The sequence below is a fragment of the Pseudophaeobacter sp. C1-32P7 genome (assembly GCF_041008775.1).
Lineage (GTDB): Bacteria > Pseudomonadota > Alphaproteobacteria > Rhodobacterales > Rhodobacteraceae > Phycobacter > Phycobacter gallaeciensis_A.
This window is the reverse complement of record NZ_JAXGFR010000007.1, coordinates 47,493-59,831: the sequence shown is the minus strand read 5'-3', so window position 1 is coordinate 59,831 and position 12,339 is coordinate 47,493. Positions and strand designations below refer to the sequence as shown.

At 59.7% G+C, this 12,339-nt stretch carries 13 protein-coding genes; all 13 read right to left on the bottom strand.

Translation table 11 applies throughout. The annotated features are described in order from the left end of the window. Positions 1-41 precede the first annotated feature (41 nt). The 13 genes from SM763_RS11695 to SM763_RS11635 all read right to left on the bottom strand — a co-directional run bounded on the left by SM763_RS11695 (position 42) and on the right by SM763_RS11635 (position 12,142). Complete coding sequence (locus SM763_RS11695) at positions 42-1,349, bottom strand: DUF8689 domain-containing protein (protein ID WP_368998638.1); 1,308 nt, start codon at positions 1,347-1,349, stop codon at positions 42-44. A gap of 193 nt (positions 1,350-1,542) precedes the next feature. Then, positions 1,543-2,064 carry a prepilin peptidase gene (locus tag SM763_RS11690; RefSeq protein WP_274831303.1) on the bottom strand — a complete coding sequence of 174 codons (522 nt, stop codon included), beginning with the start codon at positions 2,062-2,064 and terminating at the stop codon, positions 1,543-1,545. Positions 2,065-2,067: 3 nt separating this feature from the next. Further along, positions 2,068-2,919, bottom strand: coding sequence for a tetratricopeptide repeat protein (locus SM763_RS11685; RefSeq protein WP_274834503.1), 852 nt, complete (start codon positions 2,917-2,919; stop codon positions 2,068-2,070). Positions 2,920-2,960: 41 nt separating this feature from the next. Beyond that, positions 2,961-3,575, bottom strand: a complete 615-nt coding sequence (locus tag SM763_RS11680; RefSeq protein WP_082996095.1) for a tetratricopeptide repeat protein — start codon at positions 3,573-3,575, stop codon at positions 2,961-2,963. A gap of 2 nt (positions 3,576-3,577) precedes the next feature. Continuing rightward, the gene (locus SM763_RS11675; RefSeq protein WP_065272687.1) at positions 3,578-4,558 is read right to left on the bottom strand and encodes a type II secretion system F family protein; all 981 of its coding nucleotides are present in this window, start codon (positions 4,556-4,558) and stop codon (positions 3,578-3,580) included. A gap of 10 nt (positions 4,559-4,568) precedes the next feature. Further along, positions 4,569-5,537 (bottom strand): type II secretion system F family protein, encoded by a 969-nt coding sequence (locus SM763_RS11670; protein WP_368998637.1) that lies wholly within the window; start codon positions 5,535-5,537, stop codon positions 4,569-4,571. After that, positions 5,537-6,997, bottom strand: a complete 1,461-nt coding sequence (locus SM763_RS11665) for a TadA family conjugal transfer-associated ATPase (RefSeq protein WP_368998636.1) — start codon at positions 6,995-6,997, stop codon at positions 5,537-5,539. Before SM763_RS11665 ends, SM763_RS11670 begins: the two co-directional genes overlap by 1 nt. Before the next feature lie 26 nt (positions 6,998-7,023). Beyond that, entirely contained in the window at positions 7,024-8,262 is a 1,239-nt protein-coding gene (locus SM763_RS11660) for a CpaE/TadZ family protein (protein WP_065272690.1), read from the bottom strand. Between the two features lie 147 nt (positions 8,263-8,409). Continuing rightward, positions 8,410-9,039: an OmpA family protein gene (locus SM763_RS11655; protein ID WP_274834500.1), complete on the bottom strand. Its 630-nt coding sequence runs from the start codon at positions 9,037-9,039 to the stop codon at positions 8,410-8,412. 20 nt (positions 9,040-9,059) lie between these two features. Then, a complete protein-coding gene (locus SM763_RS11650) occupies positions 9,060-10,466 on the bottom strand; it encodes a type II and III secretion system protein family protein (protein WP_274837645.1) in 1,407 nt (468 codons plus the stop codon). Between the two features lie 238 nt (positions 10,467-10,704). Continuing rightward, positions 10,705-11,565: a Flp pilus assembly protein CpaB gene (gene cpaB / locus SM763_RS11645; RefSeq protein WP_065272692.1), complete on the bottom strand. Its 861-nt coding sequence runs from the start codon at positions 11,563-11,565 to the stop codon at positions 10,705-10,707. Positions 11,566-11,675: 110 nt separating this feature from the next. After that, positions 11,676-11,852, bottom strand: coding sequence for a hypothetical protein (locus tag SM763_RS11640; RefSeq protein WP_368998635.1), 177 nt, complete (start codon positions 11,850-11,852; stop codon positions 11,676-11,678). A gap of 98 nt (positions 11,853-11,950) precedes the next feature. Then, the gene (locus tag SM763_RS11635; protein ID WP_368998634.1) at positions 11,951-12,142 is read right to left on the bottom strand and encodes a hypothetical protein; all 192 of its coding nucleotides are present in this window, start codon (positions 12,140-12,142) and stop codon (positions 11,951-11,953) included. Positions 12,143-12,339: the final 197 nt, after the last annotated feature.

The window sequence follows — 12,339 nt, the reverse complement described above, 5'->3', positions numbered from 1 at the left end:
GCGCCGACGGCCCCTAGCCTGGGGGCGCTGTTTGCAGCGTCTTACTTCACGATCTCCTCATCCTCGACAAACATGTTCGCCCAGGCTCGGTCGATCAGATCGGGACTCATCTCGTAGGGGATGCCTTCGAAATCGCAGATCGCCATCATCTGGTCGATCAGGAACACCGGCTGGTAATTGGCGTATACGTTGTCGATGGTGGGGTATTTCGTTTTCAGGAGATGCACCAATGTGGCCTCGTCCAGGCGCATCCCCTTCTTGCGCGCCACCAGGGCAAAGATCTTGAGGAAGTTTTCCTGATCCGGACCGTCGATCTTGATCTTGAAAAAGATCCGGCGCAGCGCGGCCTGGTCAAAGATCTCGTTCGGGTGGAAGTTGGTCGAGAAGATTACCAGCGTGTCGAATGGGACCTCGAACTTTTCACCCGATTGCAGGGCAAGAATATCGCGCCCCTCTTCCAGTGGCACGATCCAGCGGTTGACCAGGGCCTGTGGCGGCTCTGCCTGACGGCCAAGGTCGTCGACGATGAAGATGCCGCCAGTGGATTTCAATTGCAGCGGCGCCTGGTAGGTGCGCGCGGTCGGGTTGTAGACCAGATCCAGCATCGACAGGGACAATTCGCCGCCTGTGACCACGGTGGGCCGTTCGCATTTCACATAGCGCGTGTCGAACCGGCGCGGGCGGCGCAGGGCATTGGGGTCTTCGGCTTCTTCGGGGGCCGCGGTGTGCACGATGGGGTCATAGACAGTGATAACCTGACCGGCGTATTCGATGGCGCGCGGCACGTAGACACAATCGCCCAGGGCATCGCGGATCCCGTTCGAGATCGAGGATTTCCCGTTGCCGGGTGGGCCATACATCAGGATCGACCGGCCAGCGCTGACGGCAGGGCCGAGGTGGTCCAGCAGGCTGTCGGGCAGGATCAGGTGCCCCATCGCATCGGTTAGTTGCTGCCGGGTGACCATGATGTTGCGGATCGACTGGCGTTCGACCTGTTCGCGGTAGACATCCAGAGGCACAGGCATGGCGCCGTAGTATTCGGACTGGCTGAGCGCATCGAGCGCGCGCGCGCACCCCGCATCGGTCAGCTGATAGCCCATTTCACTACCGCTGTTGGCGTTGAGCGTGCCGGTCGCCTCCAGCAGTTTCTGTTCGCGGGCCATGTCGACCAGTTCCTGCGTCACCGGGATCGGCAGGCACAGCGCGGCGGCGATATCGCTGACCATATCCGCGTTCTTGCGGAACATGGTTTTTAGAAGGATATCGCGCATCATCACGATGGGCAGCTGCATCTGGGCAAGCCCCTTGGGCGCGGGCGGTGCCACCACGGCGCTGGTCTGCATGTTCATGTCACGGCCTGTCTGTTCATCCTGTGCCCCTGCTACGCCTCTGCCTGGCGGGGCACGGGACAAGAGCTGCGTTGCTGACCTCACAGTCTATTCACCACTGTGGCAAGACAACGGCAATGCTGGTGCATTTCCGGGAAAGGCGTTGCAATTTGAGCTGGATTTTAGTGACCGACAGGATGTCTCAGCTTTGGTATCAGGCGGCTGCAGGCAGGCTGCCAAACAGGGCGCCAAGGATCAGGTAGATGGCCAATGTGCCGCCAAGGCATAGGCCCATGGGAAATTTGCTGCCGACGTTCCAGCTGCGCCAGTCGGGCGCGAGCCTGCGCAGCGGTGTGTATTTCACCAGCCTATGGGTAACAAAGCCCGCAAGGAGATTGGCGGAAAAGATCATCATCACCGCTGGCAGATCAGCGAGCGCCACCAGCGGCGCGGCAGCCCCGGCGAATTTGGCATCCCCGGCGCCGATCATGCCGGCCGAATAGAACAGAAAGCCAAGGCCGATCCCGACGGGAAGATGCAGCAGCTGCCAGCCATAATCGGCCCAGGACGGCATCACGAAAAGCCCAACCACCACATAGACTGCACCCAGCGTGTCATTGATCCAGTTGGGAATGCGCATGCCGCGCAGGTCGGTCAGCGCCGCCGCATAGCACAGCGGCAGCACGAAGGGCAGGAACCACAGCGCGGCCTGGGCCGGGATGGCCAGATGGACCATGGATCAGCCGTTTTCGAGGGCTGCCAGCGAACGGGCTGCGGCCTCAAAATGCTGGGGATGGGTAGTGATGGCTTCGCGCAGCAGGTTCTCACCTGTCTTGACGTCGCCCTGCTTCACCGCCGACAGCGCCAACGTGTGCAGCAGTTGGGCGCGCTCTGTCTGATCGAGCGGGATCACCGGCAGGGTGTAATTGCGCTGGGCACCGCGGGCCAGAACCAGATTGTTCTTGGCGGTGAACAGCGAGGGATCCTGACGGATGGCGTCGCTGAACAGGCGCTCGGCCTGGGCATAGCTGCCGCGCGAGAGTTTTGAGTAACCCCAGTTGTTCATCACCTTGGCAGGCTGCGTGGTGAGGCCAGTGGCGATTTCATAGAAACTGTCGGCGCGTTTCCATTCCTTGTTGGCATCCGCCACCATCGCCTCAAGCCGATACCGGCGATAGGTTTCATGTGTTGGTGGCACTGAATCCAGCGCGGCCTTTGCGCCTTTCCAATCGCCGGTGCGGATCAGGGCGTCTGCCAGCGAGACCTTGTCTTCCACGGTCGCCTCGGGGTGGGCCGCGACTTTTTTCCAGGCGCTTGCGGCCTCGGTATTGCGTTTGGCGCGGATCATCGAAGTGGCCAGTCCGCGCTGGAAATCGATCCGGTCCGGAGCGGATTTCAGCGATTTCTGGAAGTAGCTCACCGCCTCATTCGGGTCCGCCACGGTCAGCATCACATCGTTGAGGTTGTGTTCATCGACGACGTTCACGTCCTGAAACGCCCGTTCGACGGTTTCCTTGCCATCGGGTTTTACGCAGGCCGACAGGGCCAGTGCGCCGATCAGGCATGGTGTCACAAGAATTGACTGGCGCATTTTATGCGTCCTTTTGCTGCTCTGCCTTTGCGGTCTTGGAGTCAGGGCACCTTGCCAATCCGGTAGCTGCCGCCGCCTTGCCGCATCAAAGTGTAGTCGTTTCGACTTTCGTTTTGCGGATCACTATGCGCGGAATTTTCAAGATTTTCGAGAGCCCGGCGCAAATTATCCCGGATTGCGTCACTTTCGCCATTATCCAGCGCATAGGCACGGCGCAGAATTTGTGTGGCTTCTGGAGTTTTTCCGCGCTCCATCAGGACGACGCCAAGGTTGTTCAGGGCCTCGGGCCAGTCTGGCGCGGCCTTTGTTGCGCGTCGCAACAGGGTCTCTGCCTGACCCAGACGGCCAAGTCCCAGATTGGCCGATCCCATGCTGGACAGCACCTCGGCGGTCAGCCCGTGCTCCAACCCGGCGCGGGTAAAGGCATCAAGGGCCAGTTCATACTCTCCGGCATCCATCAGCCGGTGGCCAACGACCAGCCCGTCCTCTGCCTGTTTGCGGGTATCCACGCCGGGTGCCCAGGGGCTGGCGGGATCCTGATGCATAATCTGCGTATCGCAGGCCCCAACAGCAAACACCGCCATCAGCGCGGCGGCACGGATGGCGGTTTCAGAAACGTATGGGCGGTGGGGCACTGCCCTCCGCGAATTGGCCATGATCAGTTACCCATGTTGCCCATATTCAGGATGCCCTGCACCGATGGTCCGACCAGAATGATCAGCAGTGGCGGCACCGTGAGGCCCATTGTGGCAAGAGTCATTTTCACTGGCAACTTGTTTGCAGCCTCTTCGGCGCGCATCACGCGTTTGTCCCGCATTTCGTCGGCATAGACCCGCAGCGCATCGGCGATCGAGGTGCCGAAGGCCTGCGACTGGATCATCACGGTTGTGAAGGAGGAAACATCCTGCACCCCGCAGCGGGTGCCCATGTCGCGCAGCACCTTTTCCCGTTCCTTGCCCGCCTTCATTTCATAGGCGACCACTTCGAATTCCTCGGCCAGCGCCGGGTAAGAGGCGTGCAGTTCCTTGGCGACGCGCACGATGGACTGGTCCAGCGACTGACCTGCCTCAACGCAGACCAGCATCATGTCGAGCGCATCGGGAAAGCCTTGGGTGATCTGTTTCTTGCGCTCTTCGATACGGCGGGTGACCCAGTATTTGGGCAGCATATATCCGGCACCGCCGGGGCCAATGATGCGCAGGGCCAGCTGTTGGCTGTCAAATTCAGTGCCGGCCTTCAGCACGAAGACATAGAACAGCCCCGCGCCAAGCCCCAGAAGACCCAGGGCAAACTGGGCAAAATGGAACAGGCGCACTGAGTCCTTTGAGGCATAGCCGGCCTGACGCAGCTTCAGCTCCATCGCCGAAAGTTCCTCGGCGTTCTGTGGCTCCAGGAAAGAGGCGAATTTTTGCAGCTGTTCGTTGCGGTTGGCTTGGCGCAGGCGTTCTTTTTGCGGTTTCGCCTGCGTTTCCGGCGCCATGTTCTTTTGCAGCTTCTTCAGCGGATCCTCAGGCTGATTGAGGATCAGCGGGATCGCCAGCAGGATCATGAACAACCCCAGAAGACCCAGCGCCAGCAGCGGACCGAAGGCACCGAACTGATCGGTCAGAAAGCCGTTGATGTCGGAAAGAATGGACATTGCGCGCTCCTCAGACCTCGATATTGGTCAGCATTTTCATCACAAACAGGTTCACGGTCAGCATGATCCCGACCAGGAAACAGGCAGGTATGAACCACGGGTGATCCAGAACATTGTCGTAATAGTTCGGATCCTTTAGAAGAATGCCCCCCAGTGCCAGAAGCGGGAAGGCAGAGAGGAACTTGCCCGACCATTGCGCTTCGGCGGTGATCGCCTTCACCTTGCGGAACAGGCGGAAGCGGGCACGGATCACTTTGGCCAGCCCGGCCAGAACCTCGGCCAGGTTGCCGCCCGATTGCTGCTGGATGGTGACGGCGACTGCCAAGAAACGCATGTCTTGCATGTCCAGCCGTTCGGCCATTTCTTTCAGCGATTCACCCACGTCGCGGCCATAGGCGGCTTCATCGGCAATCATGCCGAACTCTGAGGCAAGCGGGTCTTCGATTTCGTTCGAGACGATCTGAATGGCCGAGGTGAAAGGATGGCCGACCCGCAGCGAACGCACCATCAGTTCGACCGCGTCGGGCAGCTGTTCCTCGATCATCGTCATACGTTTGGTGGCCTTCTTGTTGACCCAGAAGAAGACGCCGCCGACGCCGATCACGATGGAGCCCAAAATGCGCACGGGGAACGGTGCAGCGGTGCCCACGCTGAGCCCGATAAAGGCGATGATCGCAACCAGCCCCATGATCATGATTAACTGCTTGGGGGTAAAGGCGATCGCTGCCTTCTGAGCCCGTTCCGCCAGCAAAGAATAAAGTGGGATGGTTTGAGATTTGCCGTGCTGTTTCAGCTCTTTACGCAGCTGTTCCAGTACCTGTTCGCGGGTATTGCCCTTCTCCATCATTTCCAGACGACGGCTGACCCGGCTGTTGAGCCGGATGGATTTGCCAAAGACGACCAGATAGATGCCTTCGACCAGCACGATGACGCCGACGAAAATCAGCCCGTAGATCAGCGGTTCGATAGGGATTTGCATCAGATCACCTCCATCCGCGTGGGCTCATAGATCGACGGCGGCAGGTCATAGCCCCAAAGGCGGAAGCGTTCGGAATAGTGGCTGCGTACGCCGGTGCCGGTGAAATGGCCGATGATCTTGTTTTCCGGGGTAAGCCCGACGCGTTGAAAGCGGAAGATCTCCTGCATGGAAATCACATCGCCTTCCATGCCGGTGATTTCGGTGATCGAGGTCATCCGGCGCGAACCATCCTGCAGGCGTGAGGCTTGAACGATCACGTTCACCGCGCTGGCGATCTGGCTGCGCACCGCCTTGATCGGCATTTCAATCCCGGCCATGGCGATCATGTTCTCAAGGCGCGAAATCCCATCGCGGGCCGAGTTGGCGTGGATCGTGGTCATCGATCCGTCGTGGCCGGTGTTCATCGCCTGCAGCATGTCGATGACCTCTTCGCCGCGTGTTTCGCCGACGATAATTCGGTCCGGACGCATCCGCAGGGCGTTTTTCAAACAGTCGCGCGGGGAAACTTCGCCTTTGCCTTCGACGTTCGGCGGGCGGCTTTCCATACGGCCCACGTGGGTCTGCTGCAGCTGGAGTTCGGCGGTATCCTCAATGGTGAGGATGCGCTCGGCATCGTCGATAAAGCTGGACAGCGCGTTGAGCGTGGTGGTCTTGCCCGAACCGGTACCGCCCGAGACGATCACATTCAGCCGGGTCGACACAGCAGCTTGAAGATAGGCGGCCATTTCCTCGGTGAAGGCGCCGAAGTTCACCAGATCGTCGATGCCGAGCTTGTCTTTTTTGAATTTCCGGATTGAAACCAGCGATCCGTCAACCGCAACTGGCGGGACCATGGCATTGAAACGGGAGCCATCGGCAAGGCGGGCGTCCACATAAGGGTTGGATTCATCGACCCGCCGTCCCACAGCCGAGACGATCTTGTCGATGATCCGCATCAGGTGCTTTTCATCTTTGAAGGTCACATCCGACAGCTGCAGCTTGCCTTCGCGCTCGACAAAGATCTGCTGCGGCCCGTTGACCAGGATATCACTGACGGTTTCGTCCTGAAGCAGGGTTTCCAGCGGCCCCAGACCGGTGACCTCGTCATAGAGCTCCTTGTTGAGCGTCATGCGGTCTTCGCGGTTGAGGGCGATACCCTTTTCTTCAAGGATTTCGCCGGCGATCTGCGAGATTTCGGTGCGCAATTCCTTTTCGCTGGCTTTTTCAAGGGCTGCGAGGTTCAGGTTTTCCAGAAGTTCACGGTGCAGCTGCACCTTGATTTCGCCCAGCCTTTCTTTGCGCTTGCGGTCCCTGTCCGCCTGCGGCGCTTCGGCCTTGGCGCGCGTCATGGGCCGACGTAGAGAGGCGGCCGCTTTGGGCGCGGCCTCCGCGGCCGCCGGGGCAGCTGCGACAGGCGCAGCCGATGCCTGAACCGGTGCCGGACGTTTCTTGGCGGCTGGTTTTTTGTATTTCGAAAACAACTTCTATCCCCCGGTTTTGCCGCAGCCTAAGCGGCTGCGTCGGCTTCCGCCTGGCCCAGCTCGTGCAGGGATTGCGCGAGCTTCGCGATTTCCTTACGCAGTGGATTTTTTGGATTGGACAGCGCCAGCGGCAGACCGTGGTCGCAGCTTTGCAGTACAGGTTTGCCGCCGTCCGGTAGCAAGAGTTCAATCGAGATCCCGAGACTGTCTGCCATGCGTTTGACGCGGCTCTTGCCGCTGAGGTCGGTGAATTTCGGCGCCCGGTTCAGTGCAAAGCGCAGCTTGTCAAACGGCAAGCCTTCAGATTGCAGCGCCCGCTTCAGCCGCAGGGTGTTCTGGGCCGAGCGCATATCAAGCTCGATCATCGCGAAATAGACATGTGCCATGTGCAGGATGGTTTCGGACCATTGCACCAGCGTATGTGGCAAATCTACCACCACGAAATCAAAATGGCTGCGCGCCATTTCGATCACCCGTTCCACGTCCTCAGGGGTGATGATTTCCAGCGGAATCATGTCCGACGGGGCGGTCAGCACCTGAAGCTTATCCTGGAAGGGGAGCAGCGCTTGTCCAAACACCTCTTCGTCCAGGCTTTCGGTTTCGCTCAGCATTTCCATCACGACTTCGCGGCGGGGCAGGTCCAGATAGGTGGAAACCGAACCGTATTGCATGTCGAAATCCAGCAGGCAGACGCGCGGTTCCTTACTCTTGCTGAGCTCGGCCAACTCCCAGGCGAGGTTTACCGCCAGCGTGGTCGATCCGGTGCCACCGGCCAGGCCGTGGCAGGCGATCAAGGCCCCTTCGCGTCGACTGCCGCTTTTCAGCTGGTGCGGATTGGTGTCGGGTTCCGGCGGCTTGTCCTCGGCGCTGAGCCGGTCGATGGCCGCCTGCAACTCCTGTTCCGGCAAGGGGTAGGGGATGAACTCATCGGCGCCCTGGCGCAGCAGCGAATGCAGCGCTGCCGGGGTCACGTCTTCGGCGATGAGGATGACCTTGATCTCCTTGGCATGGGCCTGTGCGATGATTTCCCCCATCAGGGTCAGATCATCCTCGTCTTGGGCATCCATCGCCATGGCAACGAATTGCAGGGTTTCTGCCTCGGGCTGGGCGAAGAACGCCAGCGCCTCGGAAAACCCGAGATCGCCCCAGGCTTCACCCAGAGCTGCCTCCATGTCTTCGATCAAGAGGTCGAAATTCTGAACATCGCGACTGATCGTACAGGCAACAATTGCAGGTGTATCAGTTTGCGGCAGTCCGCTGCTCATCGCCAACATCCTCATAGTCAAAAGAAGCCGGGCCCCGGAGCGGGGCGCACCTCACCTCTTGTAGAGAATGTCCGTTAAGATCTTGACCACAATTGGACGAAAAAGCCCCAATTGTAGGGAAAAGTTAAGGGGTTTTGAGTCGGAATTTTATTCCAGATTGCTCTGCAGCGATTGCTCAGCCGTCAGCGTCGAGGCGGGAACGGCACTGGCAACATACTCGCGGTAGATGATCTGCGCATACTTGCCATCCAGCACCGTGGGATGTCGTTTCAGGAAGCCGCTGACCTCGGTCACGGTGCGGCGGTTGCGCCGTTCACGGTCCTGCGTGACGATGAGCGGCTGGGTCTCGCCATAGGATACCATTGCCTCCAGCCGGGCCCGGCTAATCCCGCGTGAAACCAGGTAGTTAACGGCGGCCTGTGCGCGGCGCCGACCAAGGCGTTTGTTATAGCTGCTGCTGCCGACGGCATCGGTATGGCCGTAAACGCGGAAGCGGACCTCGGGGAACTGTTTGATCCAGTGTGCCTGCTGGTCCAGCGTCGCGCGGGCGGCACCGTCAAGCTGGGCGCTGTCGAATTCGAAGTTGATGGTGGTCGGAACTTCCTCGGCGAACCGGCCCGCGAGCTGGATTGCGAAATCGCGCTCGCCGCTCATCACGGCAGTATTATTGGCATTGGATTGGCCAAACAGGTCACCTGACAGCGGTTTGCCCGCTTCCCGCGTTGCGCAGGCGGAAGTGGCAAGAAGCAGTGCCAGAACAGCGGATTTCTTGATCATCGGCCCCATCTTTCCTGTGGTCAGTCCATTACATAGCCATAAGAGCCGTTGAAGTCCTGTTTCGCCACTTCACTGGCTGGGCCGGAGCTGCTGCGTGCGGTGCGGCCGAACAGGAACAGGTCCGCTTCGCTCGGCGGCTTGATGCGGTCGGTCGGAAGCGTCAGGGCCTCGCCACGGGTCGGGGTGACCAGATGGGCGCTGACGATGATGACCAGTTCGGTCTGGGCGCGTTGGTAATCGGCGCTGCGGAACAGGGCGCCCAGCACCGGTACATCCCCAAGCCAGGGCAATTGTGACGAGTTATCAAGGAATTCGTCCTTGATCAGTCCGGCAATGGCAAAGCTTTCGCCATCACGCATCTCAACCGTGGTCGAGGTTTCGCGGCGTGAAAACGCGTTGATCGACAGCCCGTTCAGCTCCAGCGAATTGGTCGGGTCGATGGCCGAGACGGCGGCCTTCAGTTCCAGGTTCACGATGTCCTCATCCACCACGCGGGGAATGAAGTTCAACTCGATCCCGAAGGGTTTGAATTCGACGGTGATCAGCCCATCTTGCTGGGCCACCGGAACCGGATATTCACCGCCGGCCAGGAATTTTGCCTCTTGTCCGGACAGGGCGGAAAGGTTGGGTTCGGCCAGGGTGCGCACGACCCCCTTCTGTTCCAGCGCCTCAAGCAGCAGCCCGACCTGAACCGACCCGGCGTTAAAGCCAAAGAGGACCGCGCCGGTATTGCTATTGGAGGCGGGGATATTTCCGGACAGCGAATTGGTCAGGCCGGTCTGGTTGTTCAGCGTGTTGGTACCGCCATTAACGCCAAAGCTGCTTCCGCCGTTGATCCCCAGCGAAGAGCTGAGAGATTTGGAAACGGAACGCTGCATTTCGGCAAAGCGGACTTTCAGCATGACCTGTTGTACACCGCCGACGGACATCAGGTTGCTGACACGGTCAGGCGCATAGCGTTCGGCAAGATCCAGCGCCCGCTGCAGGCGGGCCGAGCTGGAGGCGGTGCCGGAGAGCACAATGCCGTCATTGGCAGTGCGCACTTCGATCTTCTCGCCGGGCAGGATCTGCCGCAGACGTTCCTTGAACTCGGTCACATCGGCGGCGACGCGCACATCCACATTGGTGATCAGTCGCCCCGAGGCATCCAGCAGCGTCAGAGTGGTCAAGCCGGGCGATTTGCCAAGCACATAGATCGTGCGGTCGGAAAGAGAAGAGATGTCGGCGATGCTGGGATTGGCGATGCTGAGTTCGGCAAAGGGTTCGTCGCTTTCGACCACGACGGCGCGGTTCATAGGCACATTCAGCGATGCCGAAGTCCCTTTCTTCACCACGCGCAATCCATTGGCCAAAGCCCCGTCCGGGACGGCCATACACACCAACGATAGCCCGGTCAGGGCTGCCGCTACAAACCTACGAAATGCCATGTGACCTGCCTTTCCGATCACGCCTCAACTCCGGGTCTTTTTGCCCGATATTTCAGGTCACTGTGCGGCAGTTCCCGAATTATTGCAAGAATCAAAGGAAAACGGGCTGTTGTGGCGGCGCGGCTGTGTGGGGTCGGGGCAACAAAAAAGCGCGCCAGCGACCCATTCTGGGCAACTGGCGCGTGGTCCAAGGTTTTGGGACTATTTCATTTTTTGGCATGTGGCGCCGGTTTTTGCTTCAGTCGGAGCAGGGGATCGGGATCTCGACCACCTCGGCTCCGCGGCGGGTGCGGATTGTGCAAACCCGCTCTTCCTTGGCGATAACCGGTGCCTCCACTGCGCTGAGCCCCAGCAGTTTGCGCTGGTCCACTTCGACAAGCGCAGCCACGGTATCGTCCTGCGCGCCAACAAGGGCGAGGGACAGTTTGCCGGTGCTTTGGGCCTGGGCGAGGGCGGCGACCTGCTCGGGGCGGGCGGCCACGGTGACGGTGCGGGCGATCACGGCGCCGCTGATGTCTCCGCCTGCGCTCTGATCGACGGCGATCAACTCGACGTTGGTTTCGATCAGCCGGGTGACTTCCCCTTGGACATTGGAATTGGTGCCCCGCACGGTGCCGGTCCAGTAGACATCGACGCGGTCACTGGGGCGCAGGAAGCCGGACACACCGGATGCCACATCAACCTTGATGGCAAAGGCACGCATGCCGCGGGCGAGGCGCGAGGTAATACCTGCATCTTCGCCCGGCGCGGTGACCTTGACCGCAAGCAGCGGTTCGCCCTTTTCCATGGTGCGCAACACGACGCGCGGCTCATCGGCACGTTCCGGCGGAAACAGCGCCTCAAGGCTGGTAAATGCACCTTCCGGAACGGCATTTTCCGGCCAGCGTACCTTACGGACGGCATCCTCGCTCAGCCGTTCGCCATATTTCAGCGCCTTGTCTGCAACGTATACATCTGTGACCGGGACGACTTCGGCCCGGTTTGCCCGCTCGCGGGCCAGTTCGTTCTGATAGGCCGAGATGTAGTTCTTCGCCATCATAACGGCGCCACCGGCCAGGGCGACACCGACAATAAGCACAAGTCCGAAAACCGCACGCATTGTGGTACCTCTCATTCACGTTAACCGGTTCCGCGGCATGCGACACCGGTGCATGGATCGATCAGGACGCTGCCGTCCAGTCATGCAAACAGTCTGTTGTGTGGCTGGCTTCAGCCGAACGACCAGTTAGACATGTAAGCGAGCATCGCATTGGCCAGCCCCATCGCCCCATCCTGCATGGCAGAAGAGATCAATACGGCAAGCCCCACGATAGCAGCGGCCAAAACGACCCAGTCAACAGTTACTGCGCCCTCATCCCTGGCTAGGAAAGACCAGATCTTTTTCATGTCGGGCTACCTTTTAAAACGGGAATTCCGGGAAAGGAAAAGGGCCACGCCTTTGACGTGAAAGACGCGGCCCCGATAGTCTTGCCTAGGTGAGGCTATTAGCCGGCCGGGTCGGTCGGGGTCTTGCCCGAGATGTAGGAGCCGGTCGAGGTGGTCAGGCTGCCTGCGCCGGTTTCGATTGCGGTGTAGACAGCGCCTGCCAGGGCGGCAACGGCTGCGGTCAGAACAACCCAGTCAACGGTCACGGCGCCAGAGTCGTCTTTACGGAAGTTTTTGATGAACTTGATCATGGTTATGTCCCTCCAAAGGATCACTGAATTTGCACTATCCCGCCGTCCGTTGTGTGGGTCTGTCTCTCTCTCTCACCGACCCTGTCCGGCTTGGATGAATACATATAGCCGGGTGAGCGTGGCAGCATTTGGGCCGAAAACCGGAAAGGCAGTCAAAATTTAATGATTTTTAAAGAAATTTAGCAAAGCTCTGAAAC